This window comes from Psychrobacter sp. CAL346-MNA-CIBAN-0220 (genome assembly GCF_040309805.1).
Classification (GTDB): Bacteria; Pseudomonadota; Gammaproteobacteria; order Pseudomonadales; family Moraxellaceae; genus Psychrobacter.
Genome location: NZ_JBEOPF010000001.1, coordinates 199,082 through 217,613 on the forward strand (window position 1 = coordinate 199,082; position 18,532 = coordinate 217,613).

The following is an 18,532-nucleotide window of genomic DNA, read 5'->3' on the forward strand; positions in this document are numbered from 1 at the left end:
GTTTGAACCTATAAGCGTCGCAATCATTATAGGTAAAGTATAAACGCAGTCACTATTTATAAAAAATTAGTTCAGAAGTCACAAGAAATCAGTTCAGAAGCTGGGTGTTTTAGTAGGGCGTAATTAGACAAGCATCTCAGTCGCTACATCAGCAGGGACAGGCCGTGCAAACCAATAGCCTTGACCATAGGCACAACCCATTTGTGATAATAAATCACGCTGCTGCTCAGTTTCGATACCTTCAGCAACGGCCTTCATATCGAGAGCGGTTGCCAGATCTAAAATGGCTTTAACGATAGCGTACTGAGTACGATCTGAAGAAATTTTATCAGTAAAACTTTTATCGATTTTAATAAAGTCAAAAGGGTATTCTTGCAAGTAGCTGAGCGACGCATAGCCGGTACCGAAGTCATCAAGCGCCAAGCAAACCCCCAATTCTTTAAGCGCTATCAGCTGTTGTTTAATGCTGGCATGTCGCAGCATTAAAGACGATTCGGTAACTTCAATATGCAACTGATGTGGAGAGAGCAGATACTGGGTAAACAAATGACTGACAAAATTAAAAAACTCAGGGTGACTAAATTCAGCAGCATCAGCGTTAATACAGATATGCTGAGTGAAACCCATTGCTTGCCAAACGGACAGCTGTTTAGCGATCTGTAAGGCCATTTGACAAAATAGCTCAAATGACAGTTTGTGTTTGATCACCGCATCGATAAAATCTATGGGCTCTAACAGTCCGCGGGTGGGATGACGCCAGCGTACGAGTGCCTCAAAACCAGCAATAGCTCCAGTATCTAAGGCTATTTTTGGCTGATAGTAAGGCTCAAACTGATTGGTGCTCATAGCCGCGCGCAGCTCAGCCTCTAATTGTAGATTATCAAACGACATATTATTCAGCTCATCGCGATACCAACAAATATCATCGCCACCCTGTTGCTTAACATAGTGCAGTGCTTTTTCAGCTTTATTTAATAAGCTTATCAACTGATTGCCATGTTCTGGAAAGTAGCTAACACCAACAGAGATTTGCAAGTAGATATCATTGCCCTCTAACGAAAATGGTCGTTGACACATTTGCATTAAGCTATCAAGTTGATGACGAATCATATTGGCATCATTACACTCAAACAATAACCCGAAGTCATCACCACCGAAGTGTGAAAAGCACAGGAGTTCCTCAAGGTCAAGGTTGTTGACCCGAGCGACAAAGTCTTTTATGAGGGTATTGACCTTATCTTGTCCAAGATTGTTAGTCAGAATACGATAACGATCAATATTTGCGCGAATAACAACCACTTCTTGGTAGCTGTCCATCAATATATCATTGGTCTGACTCAAAAATACCTTACGATTGGGTAGGCCGGTCAATTGATCATAATTAAGTAGATGCACCAACTGTTGCTGGTCTTCAACCGCTGAAGAAATATCGCGCACCATGCCGATATAATAAATGATATCGCCGATATAGATGCTACGATAAGTCATATGGCAATTGAGGGTTTGACCATAGCGATTGGCCATCGCAAAGTTATTTTCATAAAAGCCATCTTTATCTAGGCGAGTAGAGATATCTTTTAATATGGCGCGCTCCTCTTCTGATAAAAAATCAGCAGCATATATGCCAAGCGGCCGACCGATTAAAAACGATTCTTTGTAACCAATCATAATTTCATAGGCCGCGTTCACCGACATATATCGAAGCTGTGTATCTAAGATAAATATAGCGTCTTCAAGACGCTCACATAGTTCAGTCAACAGTTGCTGCTTTATTGAGGATGAAATAGGGGTGAAATTACTCATAATCGGTGCTCATGAAATCAAAATAAGTAATATAAAGTCAGTAAGCAGCAGTAATCAAGGTAATAGCGGCTAAATAACGATACTGTCAACTATATAATCATTTATAAGAAGAGTCATATGGCCAATTATAAATAATAAATGACAAAAGTTTATAATATTTTTTGTTAAAAGTGAACGCTGTTTTTAATTTATTATTAGGGACTTAGCGCATGTAATGTTGCTAAGGCAACAACTGGTGCTGTTTCTGTACGCAGCACGCGTGCGCCAATTTGCCAAGGTGCAAAGCCCGTTTGTTCAGCCTTCGCGCACTCGTCATTACTGAGTCCACCTTCAGGGCCAATCAATAGCTCAATATAAGGCAGATCTTGCACCAATATTGCCAATAATTTTTCTGGCATTGCTGGTTGTCCAGCGGCTGGCACACTCATTTGCAGACGCAAGTCTGCTGAGGTATTTAATGTTTGATAATAAGTATCTTGGCTTAGCGCTGCTACGATAGGACTGACAGCCATATTGGTGCTTAAAACTTCAGCATCTATATTTTTTAACCACTCGGCGATAGATACTGGCGCAAGGATAAGTGGCAGTCTATTCAACCCACATTGCTCACAAGCAGCAATAGCAACTTGTTGCCAATGCTGTAATTTTTTGTCCACTTGTGCAGGCTTAAGTGAGACCTCACCATGGTGGCTGCTGAGTAGTTGAATGGCAGTCACCCCAAGCTCAGTGGCTTTTTGGATGGCATAATCCATGCGCTCACCGCGGCTCATGACTAAGCCAATTTTACTAATAATAGGGGCACTACGATCTTCATCTAGGTGCGTTAATAAGGTGACCATCGCTTGTTTTTTGCTAATGGTTTGCAGTTGTACTTGATATTCACCGCCAAAGCCGTCGAATAAAATACCCTGGTCACCAATATTTGCCCGCAGCACGCGGCACCAGTGATGCACAATACTGTCCGTCAATGCCACGTCACTACCTAGGGGCAGCGTACTTAGTCTTGGTAAGCAAGGTTTCTTACCGTCATCATTATTAAAGTCTTCGTTATCGCTATCAGTTGCATAAAAAAAACGTCGCACGGCTTTTTAGTCCTATTATTTAAATAATAATCTTTCTTAATAACTTGCTAGAATAGCATTTATGGGTAATGAAAGGCATTTTTAGCTGTAAAGGCAAGCTTGTCATCAGTAGCGGTATCGTAGCTTAAATGCAAGATGCAAAAAATGAGGCAAGGTTTGCTGAAGATATCAGCAGATAAAAAAACTGGCGCTCCTAAGAACGCCAGTTGGTTGAAGCCTATTAAAAAATACTAACCCACAAGTCCTAACGCTTCAACCAAGCGTTTATTCGGCTCAATCCTATTCATACTATAAAAGTGCATGGCGGGTACACCCTCGGCGATTAAGCGCTCACATAAGCGATAAACGACCTCAAAGCCAAACTCACGAATGGCCTTACGATCATCGCCAAAGTCAGCCAGCTGCTTACGGACATAACGCGGAATATCAGCGCCACAGCTGTCAGCAAAGCGTACTAGATTACTAGAGTTGGTGATTGGCATAATGCCAGCGACTAATGGCTGGGCGACGGTGTCAATACCGCGACCTTCTAATGCATCACGCAAGTATAAATAGCTATCTGCATTATAAAAGAACTGGGTAATCGCCGCGTTTGCGCCAGCCTGATATTTATTGACTAAGTTATCAATATCGAATAAAAAACTACGCGCTTGCGGATGCATCTCAGGGTAGGCGGCCACTTCGATATGAAAATGATCCCCTGAATGCTCACGGATAAATTTGACTAAATCGACCGCAAAAGGCAATTGACCCATGCCCACTTGCCCTGATGGCAAATCACCTCGTAGCGCCACCAAGCGCTTAATACCTAAGCTTTTATAATGGGTTAATAGCTCAGCTATTTCGACTTTATCGTCACCAATACAAGAGATATGCGGCGCAACCTCAGTATCACCGCGTGCACACAACGCTTGTACAATCTCTAAGGTTCGGCTACGTGTTGAGCCCCCCGCACCATAGGTTACCGAAAAATAGGTTGGCGATAGCTTGTTCAGCTCATCAAAGGTATTGAGTAGCTTCTCATGTCCTTGCTCAGACTTGGCAGGAAAAAACTCAAAAGAGAAAGCGGGCTTACTCACAGTCACGCTCCTTATTTTTAATAGAAGTACTAATATAGATACTCATATTAATATTTATAGGCATCAGGTTTGAACGGACCTTCAACAGGCACACCCAAGTATTCGGCTTGTTTTGCGGTGAGCTTGGTCAGCGTACCATTAAAGCCTGCGACCATGGCGGCAGCCACTTCTTCGTCCAGCTTTTTCGGTAAGACTTTGACATATAAATTATCAAAGCGTTCATCGACAGGCAGCTCGGCGAATTTTTCTTCAAACAGATACATTTGCGCCAATACTTGGTTGGCAAATGAGCCGTCCATCACGCGTGATGGGTGACCAGTCGCGTTGCCTAAGTTTACTAAACGACCTTCAGCCAATAGAATCAGGTAATCGTTTACATCTTCTGAGCGGAAGATTTGATGAACTTGTGGCTTAACTTCTTCCCAGCGCCAATTATCACGCATAAACTGAGTATCAATTTCGGTATCAAAGTGACCAATGTTACAAACCACTGCGCCAGGTTTTAACGCCGCTAGCATATGCTTGTCACAGACGTGATAGTTGCCAGTAGTCGTGACAATCATGTCCGTGTCTTCGAGCAAACGAGTATTGATGTTTTCAGCGCCGCCAGTATTATCGCCGTTAATGTACGGTGATAATACTTCATAACCGTCCATACAAGCCTGCATGGCACAGATAGGATCAACTTCTGAAACCCGAACAATCATGCCTTCTTGACGTAAGCTTTGTGCTGAGCCTTTGCCCACATCACCATAACCGATGACTAAAGCGCGACGACCGGCAAGGAACATATCCGTACCACGTTTAATCGCGTCATTTAAGCTATGACGGCAGCCGTATTTATTGTCATTTTTAGACTTAGTGACGGCGTCATTGACGTTGATAGCAGGAACTTTTAGTGTGCCTTTGTTAAGCATTTCGATTAAGCGATGCACGCCAGTGGTTGTCTCTTCTGAGATACCATGCATATTATCAAGAAGCTCAGCATACTCGTTATGGATAAGTGCGGTTAAGTCGCCGCCATCATCTAAGATTAAGTTAGCATCCCAAAGCTGACCAGAGTCTTCGCCGCCAACGTGTACTTGCTGACGTAAGCACCATTCGTATTCTGCGTCAGTTTCGCCTTTCCAAGCGAAGACAGGAATACCAGCAGCAGCAATCGCAGCAGCAGCGTGGTCTTGGGTTGAGAAGATATTACATGAAGTCCAACGTACTTCAGCACCGAGCGCCATTAAGGTCTCGATAAGTACGGCAGTCTGAATGGTCATATGGATACAGCCGACAATTTTCGCGCCTTTAAGCGGTTGATCCGCTTCGTAGCGACGACGCAAACCCATCAGGGCAGGCATTTCGGCTTCAGCAAGGGTGATTTCACGGCGGCCGTAATCAGCTAAGCTAATATCAGCGACTTTATAGTCAGTGAAAGAGGGGTCGATCGTATGGGCAGATGGGGAAGTAGACACTGCGTCCATAATATGCTCCTATCAGTGGTTAACGTATGATAAAAAGAATAAAAACGCAGGTGCCGTTGTTATGCTGTCAAAGACTGGAATAGCCAGTATTAAACAGTTTACCGAGCCTAACATGACAAATTAATCAGCGTCGTTTGTTTATAAAGCCCAAACGCAATGATCAGTTCATATGGCGCAACACCTCTCGGAGGTCGTTATTGTAATATATGGGACGCAGGTTGTCACCTACTGGTGACAGGAAAATCTAGGCGTTCATGTTGCGCTTTCCTAACTTGTGTACTTGACCGCCGATATACAGCCAAAAAAAAGGCCATCGATTGATGACCCTTGTATTAGCAATATAAATTATAGGTCGTGCCAAATATGCTTAGAACCAGTTGTAGGTTAATAAAGTAAAGAAGTTGGTGCCATCTTGGTTATAACGAGAGCCAAACTGACCGAAACTTTCATTAGTAGAATAATCTATATTAGTTAAGTTGTTAATACGACTGGTCCATGTCAGGTTTGGACTAAGGTAATAGTTACCACTGATATTAAATAGCGTATAGTCATCAATAAAAGTACTATTATCTGCAACGTTATAAGTCTTACCAACGTATTCTGCTTCAGTACGAATGTCAAAGTCTGCAGCTTGGTAACCGACATACACTAACCCAGTATGTTCAGGACGATAAACCAGCTGTTTGCCTTTATTAGTTCCTGAACGTTCTTCTGCGTTTGTACGCGTATATTGACCACCAAATAAAACATTACTTAACTGCCAATCTGAGGTAAAACTATAACCTGATAATCGTGCTTCATTAATATTAATAGCTTGGTACTTTCCAATTGAAGGGTCGTAAGCATTATCAATAAGGTTGTCAACACGACTATTAAACCCAGTTAGACGAGTGGTTTGTATTGTACTATTTGACTCAATGAATACTTCAAGGTTTTTACTTTTTTCAACTTCCAAGTCTTCATTGGGAACATAGTAGAAACTTTCAATATATAAATCATTCAGAGATGGCGCTCTATAACCAGTGGCAAAGCTAGTACCAAGACGCAGGCTAGGCGCTAGTTTTACGGCGTATCCAAGGCTATATGTAGTTTCATTATCAAATTGTGAATTATCATCGTAACGGACATTGGCTTGCAGGTCATACGCTTCTTTGTTGATTTGATAACCTACAAAACCACTTTTGATAGTACGTTCGTTTTCTTTATAGGTGTCTTTACCAGTAACACTAGGCGTATTATCTACAACATCTATTTCTTGTTTGAGCCATTCTCCACCCGCTTGCAGTTGACCTGTAGGCAAGCGATAAATACTTAGTAGATTCGCCTGTTTTTGTTTGGTTTCAAATTCATCGCCCACTTTATTATCAAGTTTATCTAAGCTCTCACCTGCCGATAATCGCAGTGTTACGTTGTTATTCTCATACTGTGAAAATGCTGATATCGCCCCATTTTCTTGATCAATTTCTGCATTGGTGCTTTGATTAAAGTCATCAAATTCAGTGGTTGATTTTGCAAAAAGACCATTGGCGCCAACACTAATATTTTTAGTTAAGGGAATGCTGGTATTTATTGCAAAATTGTTACTTTTAAAGCCATCGTCGTCTTTATTGTTACCTGTTTGGTATTCAAGAGCGCTGATACCGTCAGTTTGGTTGCGACTGGCAGACAGACTAAGTTTCGCCCCTTGAGTATTTGCAAATTGTGCTGCAGCACCATAAATATAATGATCGTGTGAGCCAACACCTGCAGTAACAGAAAAGTTAGTCTGATCAACATCAGAGCCTTTGGTAAAGATTTGAATAACGCCGCCCATGGCATCAGAACCATAAATACTAGAGCCGGATGCACCATATAAGATTTCGATACGATCAATTTGATCAGCAGGTAATAAGCCTAAGGCTGGCTGGCCAGTTGACATTGAGCCATAACGAACACCGTCTATTAATACTAATACGCGCTTACTGTCATAGCCCCGCAGATAAAAATTACTGCTACTACCCATACCACCATCTTGCTTAATACTAAAACTAGGCTGACGTCTAAGCACTTCTAGCACCGTTTGACCTTGGAAACGCTTTAGATCTTCTTTATCAATAACACGAGTTTGAGCAATAACATTACTAGTTTTAGTCGGGGTGCGTGTAGCGGTCACTATAATTTTGTCAAGTTCGACTTGAGGTAGCTCTTTATCGCTAATGATATTTGAATCAGTATTGGCAGGCGTGGCTGCTGTTGCGCTAACGGCAAATAAGCCAAGCGTGCTTAAGATACAGCAACGCAAATAAGTGCTCGAAGATGAACGTAGAAAAACCATAAACAATCCCAAAGTTATAAAACTATAAATTAGCAAAATCAGCAGACAAACTGAATAGTACTCATTATCTACAATACTTACACATTTATAAACAACTTTAACCTAATGTTTCTTCACTGTAAGCTGAGCCATTTTCAAGATGAGATGCTATTTACTCATTTTGCCGCATTTTAAAACTAATTTTATAATTTACCAGCTTTTGAGAACCCAAAAAATAAGCAAAACATCAATAATAGACCCCATTACCAGTTACCATAAAAGTGCGCAATCAAAAGCACTGTAGTTATAAATAATTGCTATCATAGCGGCAGCTTTTGTCCTTTTTTATATTCTATCTATCAAGTTAAGAGGTTCGTTTTGTCTATTGAGCGTTATGTGAGTCCTGCTACTGCATTATCTTTATTAGCCAGAGCGCCACTTGCAATGGTGTTATTGATAGCGTTGTTGTTTAGTCTGGTATTGCCAAATACTGTCTTTGCTGCTGAAGCGGGCGTGCTTGGTATTGGTTCTAGTAGTAAGGAGAACGAGAGTGCACGTACACCAGTACCTGACTCATTTGGACGAGATACACCACGTTATACGGTACAAGGATTTATCAGTGCACTAGGTGAAAATGATTACTTATTGGCCAGTAATTATCTCAATTTATCTAAATCTGACAATCCAACTACTGCCGTGCGTCAGTTCAAGCAGGCGCTTGATGCAGGTGGTCGTTTTCAGCCTGACTTGCAGCTGAATAATACTCCTGACGGTAACTTAACCGATCAGCTGCCGCCCAGCCAAGAGAATGTGGGCAGTATCAGTATTAATGGTAAAAGTGTGCCGCTATTGCTTGAGCGGGTAGTCTCTAAAAAAGGCGAGCAGTACTGGCAGTTCTCTAATGACACCCTTAGCTCTATTCCAGAAGTGATAGAAAATACGGAGCAAACCCTAACATCGCGTTATACCATTGATTCTCTCCAAGATAAAAAGTTGCTTGGTTATCAACTGTCTGATTTGGTTGCAGCAGTAGCACTAGCGATTGGTAGCTTTGTACTGACTTATGTGTTGGTATGGCTGTGGTATCACCTATTAAAGCTCATTTATCCACGAGTGCGCGGCGTGCCATTGCCATTACCTGACAAGGTGATATTGCCGCTTGCTGTGGTTATTATGGCGCTGATTTTATCTGAAATCATGGTTTATGCGGGTGTATCGGTGACGCTACGCGAGCCAGTCAATCGCTTTACCGAGATTGCCTCGTGGCTAGCGACAACTTGGCTATTACTACGGGTCATCGACGCTATCTTTACCCGCGCTGTCAATTTAAGCTATAAAAAGAACTATATTGAGCGGGTGTCTATATTAGGGTTGCTGCGCAAAATCGTCAAAGCGCTATTACTAATATTTGCCATTATTGTTATTTTTGGCAATTTAGGTTTTGACTTAACCACTGGTATAGCCGCGCTTGGGGTAGGTGGTTTAGCCTTAGCCCTTGGTGCGCAAAAGACTATTGAGAACCTGGTTGGTAGTGTGGTGGTGGTGGCAGATTCACCGGTGCGCATAGGTGACTATTGTAAGTTTGGTACGTATGAAGGGACTGTAGTTGATATTGGTATTCGCTCATCGCGCGTGCGCACCCTAACGCGTACTATTGTAACCGTTCCCAATGGCGATTTTTCATCGATGCAGATTGAGAACTTTACTTCCCGTGATATGTTCCGTTTTTTCCATCAATTATATCTCAAACGTACTGCAAATATTGACGTGGTATTCAAGATGGTAAAAGACTTAGATGAATTTTTAAATAAGCATTACTTAACCAATCAAGAATGGAATCAAGTCAATATTTTAGAGCTGCGCCAAGATTGTTATGTTATCCAATTGCAGGCTTACATTAATGCCAATGATGTTATGGAGTTTTACGACAAACAAAACGTAGTATTCGTTGATGTATTGAATCAAGTCGCAAAATATAAAGTCGAACATGCGCTGCCAACGCAGCAATTAATCGTCAACCAAGCTGAGCTTGAGCATCAATTAAAAAATGATGTCGAAGACAAAGCCGTAGCCGATAATCCTGAGCAAGAAATAGATAGTAGTCCTGAACCTAAACCTGACTCTGTTGATTTAATGAAAGATTTAGAAGCACTCGAAAATGCGGGGCAAGCCTATAAACGAGAGCATGAGGAAAAAGAAGATATTCAGCAAAGTAACCAGCAGAATGATACTAATAAAGATACAGTTAGTGCATTAGCACGAAGAAAGCTGAAACACATTAAAAGAAGCTTTAAACGCTTCAATGTAAAAAATAATTAGGGATTTGTACATCGTGCCACTTAGTGGCGTTCACTCACGTAAAAAAGCCTAAATATAAGCTTGCTAGACATAAAAAAAGACTGCGTATATGCAGTCCTTTTTTATGTCTAAAATGAATGGCCTAACACTTACTCGCCATCGGTTTTAGGTTTCTTTAGGAGTATCAATACCGCGCCGTTACCCCCATCTTTTGGTGGAGCCGAGCAAAAGGCCAGTACTTCTGGCAGTTGACGTAGCCAACCATTGACGCAAGTTTTAAGAATCGCTTCACTACCTTTGCCATGGACAATTTTTACCATCGTTTCATTATTCTGTTTTGCTTGGCTGAGGAGTTGGGTCATGGCTGCGCGGGCTTCTTCAATCGTGCAGCCATGAATATCTACGGCATCATACCAGCGCAATTTACCTTGCTTTAGCTGAGTAAAAATTTTGTTCTGCAACGTTGGCTGCTTATAAGATAAGTACGCTTCACCAGCCACAGGATTGAGCAGCGCTTGCATATCGGATAAACCTGCACCTAAATCGCTTGCTTCACTACCTTGAGCGGCGGCACGTTTTGATAAAGTCGTCGCATCAGGTTTGCTACCTTTTTTAGCATTAGCAGGCGAGCGGAGGTTTTTATCATCGAGTTGATTGACGCCATGCATCGCTTGCATAAACAGTACTTTGTCATCGTCAATATGTTCGCTATCTAATTGCTTGACCGTTCTTTTAACTTGCTTTTGAGACAGTAGAGACACCGACTCGGTTGGCTTTTGCTCTTCGCCATCGGGTGATGTGGTATCACGGCCCTTGCTCAGTTGTCCTTTAAGCTCTTTGAGCTGGTCTTGCATTTCTTTTGAAAAAATAGAATTTACCATAAAAGTTAACGTGTCTGTTTAATTAATAGAAGAATGATTTAATAATCAATACTATAGTTAATGTTACAGCCAGTATGCTACTGGCATCATTTATATTACTTTACGCGCTCGTAGGAACACTCGCAAGTAAGGATTGTAACGCTTGTCCTGGATGATCCGTCTTCATAAACTGCTCACCGATTAAAAAGTGCTGAATATTATGGCTCAGCATTAAGCGAATATCATCGGCGCTATGAATACCACTCTCAGTAACGATAAGCGCTTCTGATGCTTTATCTTTGTTGTTAGCATCAGGGTCGGCTTCCAATGCTTGCAATAAAGTGTTTTTGAGGTCTAGCGTGGTTTGCAAATCTACCTTAAAGGTATTCAAGTCGCGGTTATTGATACCATAAATATTGTGTGCTGAGCGCGGTAGCTTTAATGCACGGTCGAGTTCTCCGGCAGTATGAACTTCAATCAACACATCCATGCCAAGTTCGATACTCAGCGCATGTAGCTCTTGCACTTGGGCGTCATCTAGGCAGGCCATAATCAGTAATATACAATCAGCACCCAGCAAGTAGGACTGATAAATCTGATAGATGTCAATCATAAAGTCTTTACGCAATAGCGGTAAATTACAGGCTTCGTGTGCTTGAGTGAGATAACTGTCATCGCCTTGAAAATAATCGCTATCCGTCAATACTGACAGACAACTGGCACCCGCTTGCTCATACTGCTGGGCAAAAGCGGCAGGTTCAAAGTTACGGCTGATAATACCTTTCGATGGTGAAGCTTTTTTAATCTCAGCGATAATGCCAATATCAGCGCTACGTAAAGCGGCAGCAAAGCCACGACGTGGACGCTGGTCAGCGGCAACTTGTGCTTGTAAGTCGGCAAGCGCTAGCAAGTCTCGGGCAGCCTTAACTTCATCACGTTTAGTGGCGACAATACGCTGTAATACTGAGGGAATATGAGCGGTAGTGGTCATAGATATATCCGGTTATCAGTAAGTTTGAATGGTCAGTAAATTGAATAGAAAATAAGGTTTTTTAGCCATTATTTAGTATTTAGTGTCGTGATTTAATCCGTTAGAAGCTTAATAAATAACATCAGGCCTAGGTAGAAACGGTAGCCAGCTGCTGAGTATAGGCTGCTAACGACTCAAGCTTGGCCAATGCTGAACCATTTTTAATCACTGTCTGCGCCTGACTGACGCCATTCGGGTAATTGCTGGCAAGCCCTGCCGTATAAATTGCTGCCCCGGCATTAAGGGCAATCATATCACGTGCTTTGAGTACCGCACGATCAGTAGTAGCGCTACCTGATAAAGCAGCACGAATTAGCTCAAGGCTTTGTTCTGGTGACTCTACGTCAAGCCCGATTAGTGTTTGTGACTCGATACCTGCATCTTCCGGCATTAACTCATAAACAGATATTTTGCCGTCTTTTAGCTCAGCGACCGTGGTTGAAGTGGCCAGGCTGATCTCATCTAAGCCATCTTTTGCGCCGACAACCATCACATGACGTGCGCCTAGATTTTTCATGACTTTCGCTAGCGGCTCACATAGTCGTGCGGTAAAGACACCAATAACTAGATTAGGGACGCCAGCAGGGTTGGTTAATGGGCCTAAAATATTGAAAATCGTCCGCGATTTAAGCTCACGGCGTACTGGGTTGGCATAACGCATGGCGCTATGATGATTGGGTGCAAATAAAAAGCCAATCCCTTGGTTTTCGATACAATTAAGCGCTTGTAGGGGTGTGAGTGCCAAACTAATACCGGCCTGCTCCAGTAAATCTGAGCTACCTGACTTGGTAGATACGCCGCGATTGCCGTGCTTAGCGACTTGAGCACCTGCCGCTGCTGCGACGAAAGCCGAGGCAGTAGACACATTAAATAAATTAGCACCATCACCGCCGGTACCAACAATATCGACCAGATGATTGCAAGAACTCGGTACAATATTAGCCGCTAAATTACGCATGGCACTGGCAGAAGCAGTGATCTCATCGATGGATTCACCTTTCATACGCAGACCGGTTAAGATAGCGCCCATCATAGCGTTACTGCATTTTCCTTGCATGATAATTAGCATCACTTGATGCATCTCATCAAAGGTCAGATCAATATGCTGGAAGATTCTATCTAAGGCGGTGGTCAGTAGTTTATGAATATGCTCATCAGAGAGCTGGGCAATATCCTCAGGCGTCTTTGCGCTTTGTAATTGCGTGTCCTGTATGTTAATAGTGCTCATGATAGTCTCGCTTATTGTTATCTTTTATAGTAATGGGGCACACTTATTTGGCTGACATTACAAACCAGTATTATCAAAACCAATTTAGAATCACTAGCCCACTTGTGGCAATTGATCTGAGGTTAATACCGCCAAGTTATGAATCCGCAAAAAGTTATTGAGCAGCTGATAGCCGGCTTCACTTAAGATAGATTCCGGATGGAATTGTACCCCTTCAATGGCGAAGCTTTTATGGCGTACACCCATAATTTCTTCAATACTGCCATCCGGATTTTGCGTCCATGCGGTCACCTCGAGACAAGCAGGCAAGCTGGTTTTATCAACCACTAATGAGTGATAGCGCGTGGCTTGTGATGGATTGGGTAAGTCCATAAAGACACCTTGATTGTTATGATAGATAGCAGATAAACGTCCGTGCATGACTTCGCCTGCTTTGACAACCTGCCCGCCAAACGCTTGTCCAATCGCTTGATGACCCAAGCAAATACCTAATATAGGTATCAGACCTTTAAAAGTATCAATGACTTCTAAAGAAATTCCAGCGCGATCTGGATCACATGGACCGGGACCAATGACAATCACATCAGGAGCAAGGGTTTTAATCTGTTCGAGTGTGACCTGATCGTTACGCCAGACGGTGATGTCCTGCTGTAATTCACCGAAGTACTGTACAATATTGTACGTAAAGCTGTCGTAATTATCGATCATCAGAATCATTATGGTTTCAACCTATTGTTGTCGTTATACTTTATAAATGCGCATCCATTATGGTTATAGCTATTAAACATAGGCTATTTGGCATACTTTTATTGAAGCCTGATATCTTACCACTATTTTGTCGTCTATCAAACGCAGAGCGTCTGTTGGCTCCTGACTAACCGTATTTTTATGTCTTAAAAGTATTGATATTTTTTACAATCAAATTAATCTAATCTGAATAAAAAATTTAAAATGCACCAACTTAATTATATAAATATTATAAATGCACTAACTTAGTGCTTTTTTATTTTAATGACACCACGTTTGTGCAGTGTTAATGCTACTCTTTGCCTGGTTTTAATATTTTTATATCATTTATTGAGGTGCTAGCTAGGGTAGTGCTAATGACTGTCGTTTTATGCCGTATCTAATAGGATGATTTGGCACAGCGCTTGCATTACTTTAATGGTGACAGCTAATGAATGTCGATTAAGATAAATGTACCTATTGGTAGATACTTATGGTAGGTACTTAACGAGTGGTATGACTAACAAGCCAGCTAAGAGGACATAACAGTTCAGCATTATGAGTCATATATTGCTAAAATAGCGCAGCGATGTTCCTACCTATAAATAACGTAGTCGTTAAAAAGCGACTAAAACTTAAAATAGTAATAGAATATAGAAACGAGCACGGCAATCTTAACTCGCAATCAAATGATAACCACCAGGGAGACTATTCATGTCGAATAAATTACTAGATCTTATCAAATCATCTAATGCCAAATGGGTTGATTTTCGCTTTACCGATACCCGTGGTAAAGAACAACATATCAGCTTTCCTGCCTATACCGTCGACGAAGAAGTGATGGAAGATGGCAAAATGTTTGATGGTTCATCCATCGCTGGCTGGAAAGGCATCGAAGCGTCTGATATGATTTTGCGTCCTGATCCAGAGAGCGCTTTTCTTGATCCGTTCTTTGATGCCATTACGGTGGTAGTAACTTGTGACATTATTGAGCCATCGACGCTGCAAGGCTATGAACGCGATCCACGCTCTATCGCTCGCCGTGCTGAAGAATACTTAAAATCAACGGGTATCGGTGATACGGCCTACTTCGGTCCTGAGCCTGAGTTCTTCGTATTTGATGAAGTGAAGTGGTCCATTGAGATGTCAGGTGTTAGCCATAAAATCGTTGCTGAAGAAGCGGCATGGTCAACTAACGAATCTTATGAATGGGGCAACATGGCGCATCGTCCCCGTGTCAAAGGCGCTTATTTCCCAGTACCGCCAGTTGATAGTTCACAAGATATGCGCGCAGTTATGTGTGAGCGCTTAGAAGAGATTATTGGCGAAGGTTGCATTGAGGTGCATCATCATGAAGTTGCGCCTTGTCAGTCAGAAATTGGCGTCGCGTTCAACACTTTGGTACGAAAAGCGGATGAAGTACAGCAGCTAAAATATGTCGTCCATAACGTGGCGCATCAGTTTGGTAAGACAGCGACCTTTATGCCCAAGCCTATCGTTGGTGATAATGGCTCGGGTATGCATGTACATATGTCGATCTCAAAAGATGGTGTAAATACCTTCTCTGGTGACGAATATGCGGGTCTGTCTGAAACCGCGTTATACTTCATCGGTGGTATTATCAAGCATGCGCGTGCATTGAACGCGATTACTAACCCATCTACTAACAGCTACAAGCGTCTCGTACCGCATTATGAAGCGCCTATCAAATTGGCATACTCTGCTTCTAACCGTTCAGCGTCTATCCGCATTCCACACGTTAGTAGCCCAAAAGCGGTTCGTATCGAAGCGCGTTTCCCTGATCCAGCAGCCAACCCCTATTTAGCCTTTGCGGCATTATTGATGGCGGGCCTTGACGGTATCCAAAACAAGATGCATCCTGGCGAAGCGGCTGATAAGAACTTGTATGACTTGCCACCTGAAGAAGAAGCCATGATTCCAACCGTCGCTGAGAACTTGGAAGTGGCGCTACAAGCCTTAAAAGAAGATCACGAGTTCTTGTTAAAAGGCGATGTGTTCACTAAAGACATGCTCGAGGCATTCATTGCGCTAAAAGAAGAAGAGGTACAGCGCGTCAACGTTACTGTGCATCCGGTTGAGTTTGACTTGTACTACAGCTGCTAGTATCTAGCTAATACGCTAAATAATTATTGAATAATAACAACCAGCTAAGTGCGCCTTAGCTGGTTTTTTTATGGCTGTATATGAGACAGTGGTGTTAAGGTTAAAAGTTGTTGATGTGGGTTTATACTATCGCGACATCTGCGCTACACAGACTAAGCGTATTCATTATAGGCTAGGATTTCACCCAGTAAATTAACAGTGAATACGACAAAAGTATTGCATAATAGGCGTTACATAAGCACCATCAACGACATTGATAAATTTAGGTTGACTGACTATGATCCCATTATTTCATCGCTTAGTATCTAAATACAAACCGCCTAAACACCAGCCATCTAATAGTAGTAGGCCAGCTGCTCTCCTAGTAGGCTTAATGGTAGGAGTGGCCATTCTTTATGCACCTATGCTCAATGCAGCAGCTATTTATAAAATAGTCGATGAAAAAACTGGTCAGATCACTTTTACAGATCGTCCGCAAAGCTATGAGCAGCAGGCAGGTAAGCAGATTATTGAAACTCATATTACTACTAATAGCACTAGTAGCTCTGAGAATGCGTCGACAGCACCGAATCAAACAACTAGCACTGCACTAGCACCGCTACAACCAACGGCAGCCGCTTCTACTGCTACCAAAGCGCCACGTGTAAACTATCAATTAACGATGACCGAACCTAGTGAAGCACGTGCTTATCGTCGTCCTGCCCAAAGTATCTTGGTAAATGTGCAGTTAAAACCCGTACTACAGGTCGGTGATAGCGTCAGCATTTATCTAGATGGTAAGGAAGTAGGCCAAGGATTAAGTACTTCGATTTCAACGGTTGATATATTACCGGGGGGTCATAGTATAAAAGCTGTAGTAAAAAACAAGGCGGGACAGACCATTACGCAAACGGCCCGTACTATTTATGTGATTCAAAACACTATGATTTTGCAAAATAATAAGAAAATTGCACAGCAGCTGTTAGCCTATCAGCGTTTGCCATGGCATCAAAAAGTATTACTCAAACTGCGCCAAGATGACATTGATAAGCAGCAAGCTAATAAGTAAAAAGTTAAAAACTATCGAACAGTGCTTAACGCGGCTTGTGTTCAACTAATATGCCAGTGGTTACATAGAACGAGCAGACAGTCTTGATAAATATTTAAGTTAAAACCCAAACGGGCAAGTGCCATGTAAAGCACTTGCCCGTTTCAGTATTTATATGGTCTCATTATCTATATTAATGGTAATCATTTAACAATAATAATCTAAGCAAATAACCTTTATAAATGAGGTTGTATTTATTTGGTTAGCTCTATCGTACCGTTAGCGGTCACTGAAATGGTGCTATCACCAGATTCAAAACTTTGACTGGGTACGGACGCATCGGCGGCTTCTGCTTTCATATTCATAGCGCTATACATCGGGCGCGGATAGTTGCTACCCGTATTAAGATTGACAGTGACGATGCGATAGCCACGAGCATCCCATGCTTGGGTTAAGTTTTTAGCCTGTTTTTGAAAGGCACGAGAGGCATCAGTCATTAACTTTTGCTCAAGCGCATCTTTTTTAACATCTGATACCCCAAAGTTTAGATTATCCATGACTAAAGTTTCTTGCAAATCTGCAATAAGTTGGCTGGTGGCAGTAAAGTCAGTACTTTTTAGGTCTATATTGGCCTGTCCTGTCCAGCCGATAATTTTGTCATTCTTATCGTAGCGGGGATAGGTGCGCTGCTGTCCGGTGCTGACTGTGACGCTAGGATAGCGCTTGGCAATAATCAAAGCGTTATTGATTGAGGTATTGAGCCTAGTTGCTAACGTTTTTGCATCGGTCGCTTGCGTTTTTTTATACATACTTGCGCGTACTTCGTCATTTGCCACTTCGGCTTTGACTTCCGTTTGAAAGCTGAGCTGATCGTAACCCGTTGGTTCGGCATGCGCGCTGCCCATCATAGCGGTAAACAAACAAACTGTACCAGAGGCGATAGCCGCCTTATTCAGTAGTGTGGTTTTCATAATAATCTCCTAAGTAAAGTATGAGCGAAAAAATTTGTATTATTGTTACCTGCTCTACTCATTAAGTAGCATATATTGAGTTTAATAGCACATTTCAAGCGTATTTTCAGATGGCAGGTTACAGCTAAAATAGCAGGTTTGGCGCGTGATGCTGTAAGGGTTTTGTCAATCAGGTTACTGCTTCCAAACTTACCTTTGTTTCTGCATCTTACAGTCGATAGTGCCGCTGTCTTTTTAGCCTAGTGACCTTAGCCTCACTAGGATGAGTCAAAATTCAATGACTGGCCAGCTACCGGAATAACTGATTATTGATATAGATAGCAATATATTTGTGGTGATCAGTTGTAGTTGACTTGGCTGATAAGCATCTATCTGCTGATAGGGGTTGTAATCCTGCAAAAACCTTGTATAATTTGCAACTGGTGGCTCCATTGGTAGCCTCGCAACATTGTTCTATGAACCCCGCCAGGACCGGAAGGTAGCAACGGTAATAGTTATGATGTGTGCCGAGGATGTGCTTTTGGAGTCGCTTTTTTTTG

At 42.2% G+C, this 18,532-nt stretch carries 13 protein-coding genes and 1 other RNA gene; 4 read left to right on the top strand and 10 right to left on the bottom strand.

The window, feature by feature from the left end; all coding sequences use genetic code 11:
* Window positions 1-123: 123 nt before the first annotated feature.
* From AAEY88_RS00775 to AAEY88_RS00795, 5 genes are all read right to left on the bottom strand, one after another.
* Window positions 124-1,803 carry an EAL domain-containing protein gene (locus AAEY88_RS00775; protein WP_350557722.1) on the bottom strand — a complete coding sequence of 560 codons (1,680 nt, stop codon included), beginning with the start codon at window positions 1,801-1,803 and terminating at the stop codon, window positions 124-126.
* A 194-nt stretch (window positions 1,804-1,997) separates the two neighbouring features.
* Window positions 1,998-2,885: a 16S rRNA (uracil(1498)-N(3))-methyltransferase gene (locus AAEY88_RS00780; RefSeq protein WP_350557724.1), complete on the bottom strand. Its 888-nt coding sequence runs from the start codon at window positions 2,883-2,885 to the stop codon at window positions 1,998-2,000.
* 230 nt (window positions 2,886-3,115) lie between these two features.
* A complete protein-coding gene (locus tag AAEY88_RS00785) occupies window positions 3,116-3,964 on the bottom strand; it encodes a methylenetetrahydrofolate reductase (protein ID WP_350557726.1) in 849 nt (282 codons plus the stop codon).
* Between the two features lie 47 nt (window positions 3,965-4,011).
* The gene (gene ahcY, locus AAEY88_RS00790) at window positions 4,012-5,436 is read right to left on the bottom strand and encodes an adenosylhomocysteinase (RefSeq protein WP_350557728.1); all 1,425 of its coding nucleotides are present in this window, start codon (window positions 5,434-5,436) and stop codon (window positions 4,012-4,014) included.
* A 367-nt stretch (window positions 5,437-5,803) separates the two neighbouring features.
* Window positions 5,804-7,750: a TonB-dependent receptor domain-containing protein gene (locus AAEY88_RS00795; protein WP_350557730.1), complete on the bottom strand. Its 1,947-nt coding sequence runs from the start codon at window positions 7,748-7,750 to the stop codon at window positions 5,804-5,806.
* Between the two features lie 423 nt (window positions 7,751-8,173).
* On the opposite strand from AAEY88_RS00795, the gene AAEY88_RS00800 reads away from it, so the two are divergent.
* Window positions 8,174-10,048: a mechanosensitive ion channel family protein gene (locus AAEY88_RS00800; protein WP_407074410.1), complete on the top strand. Its 1,875-nt coding sequence runs from the start codon at window positions 8,174-8,176 to the stop codon at window positions 10,046-10,048.
* A gap of 128 nt (window positions 10,049-10,176) precedes the next feature.
* Here the strand turns inward: AAEY88_RS00800 and AAEY88_RS00805 are convergent, their stop codons facing one another.
* From AAEY88_RS00805 to AAEY88_RS00820, 4 genes are all read right to left on the bottom strand, one after another.
* On the bottom strand, window positions 10,177-10,908 hold the full coding sequence (locus AAEY88_RS00805) for a Smr/MutS family protein (protein WP_350557733.1): 732 nt from the start codon (window positions 10,906-10,908) through the stop codon (window positions 10,177-10,179).
* 100 nt (window positions 10,909-11,008) lie between these two features.
* A complete protein-coding gene (gene trpC, locus AAEY88_RS00810; RefSeq protein WP_350557735.1) occupies window positions 11,009-11,878 on the bottom strand; it encodes an indole-3-glycerol phosphate synthase TrpC in 870 nt (289 codons plus the stop codon).
* Window positions 11,879-12,005: 127 nt separating this feature from the next.
* A complete protein-coding gene (gene trpD, locus AAEY88_RS00815) occupies window positions 12,006-13,145 on the bottom strand; it encodes an anthranilate phosphoribosyltransferase (protein WP_350557737.1) in 1,140 nt (379 codons plus the stop codon).
* Between the two features lie 93 nt (window positions 13,146-13,238).
* Entirely contained in the window at window positions 13,239-13,862 is a 624-nt protein-coding gene (locus tag AAEY88_RS00820) for an aminodeoxychorismate/anthranilate synthase component II (RefSeq protein ID WP_350557739.1), read from the bottom strand.
* Between the two features lie 723 nt (window positions 13,863-14,585).
* On the opposite strand from AAEY88_RS00820, the gene glnA reads away from it, so the two are divergent.
* Window positions 14,586-15,995, top strand: a complete 1,410-nt coding sequence (glnA, locus tag AAEY88_RS00825; RefSeq protein WP_350557741.1) for a type I glutamate--ammonia ligase — start codon at window positions 14,586-14,588, stop codon at window positions 15,993-15,995.
* A 277-nt stretch (window positions 15,996-16,272) separates the two neighbouring features.
* Window positions 16,273-17,043, top strand: a complete 771-nt coding sequence (locus tag AAEY88_RS00830; RefSeq protein ID WP_350557743.1) for a DUF4124 domain-containing protein — start codon at window positions 16,273-16,275, stop codon at window positions 17,041-17,043.
* Between the two features lie 233 nt (window positions 17,044-17,276).
* Here AAEY88_RS00830 and AAEY88_RS00835 read toward each other — a convergent pair whose 3' ends face one another.
* Complete coding sequence (locus AAEY88_RS00835) at window positions 17,277-17,993, bottom strand: SIMPL domain-containing protein (protein ID WP_350557745.1); 717 nt, start codon at window positions 17,991-17,993, stop codon at window positions 17,277-17,279.
* Between the two features lie 429 nt (window positions 17,994-18,422).
* Here AAEY88_RS00835 and ffs point away from each other — a divergent pair.
* An RNA gene (gene ffs, locus AAEY88_RS00840) (signal recognition particle sRNA small type) lies at window positions 18,423-18,519 on the top strand.
* Window positions 18,520-18,532: the final 13 nt, after the last annotated feature.

Excerpts from the sequence above, each read along its gene's own strand:
- AAEY88_RS00820 (WP_350557739.1), bottom strand. The coding sequence starts at position 13,862 with ATGATTCTGATGATCGATAATTACGACAGCTTTACGTACAATATTGTA.
- AAEY88_RS00835 (WP_350557745.1), bottom strand. The coding sequence starts at position 17,993 with ATGAAAACCACACTACTGAATAAGGCGGCTATCGCCTCTGGTACAGTT.
- glnA (WP_350557741.1), top strand. The coding sequence starts at position 14,586 with ATGTCGAATAAATTACTAGATCTTATCAAATCATCTAATGCCAAATGG.
- AAEY88_RS00800 (WP_407074410.1), top strand. The coding sequence starts at position 8,174 with ATGGTGTTATTGATAGCGTTGTTGTTTAGTCTGGTATTGCCAAATACT.
- AAEY88_RS00775 (WP_350557722.1), bottom strand. The coding sequence starts at position 1,803 with ATGAGTAATTTCACCCCTATTTCATCCTCAATAAAGCAGCAACTGTTG.
- AAEY88_RS00795 (WP_350557730.1), bottom strand. The coding sequence starts at position 7,750 with ATGGTTTTTCTACGTTCATCTTCGAGCACTTATTTGCGTTGCTGTATC.
- trpD (WP_350557737.1), bottom strand. The coding sequence starts at position 13,145 with ATGAGCACTATTAACATACAGGACACGCAATTACAAAGCGCAAAGACG.
- ahcY (WP_350557728.1), bottom strand. The coding sequence starts at position 5,436 with ATGGACGCAGTGTCTACTTCCCCATCTGCCCATACGATCGACCCCTCT.
- AAEY88_RS00805 (WP_350557733.1), bottom strand. The coding sequence starts at position 10,908 with ATGGTAAATTCTATTTTTTCAAAAGAAATGCAAGACCAGCTCAAAGAG.
- trpC (WP_350557735.1), bottom strand. The coding sequence starts at position 11,878 with ATGACCACTACCGCTCATATTCCCTCAGTATTACAGCGTATTGTCGCC.
- AAEY88_RS00830 (WP_350557743.1), top strand. The coding sequence starts at position 16,273 with ATGATCCCATTATTTCATCGCTTAGTATCTAAATACAAACCGCCTAAA.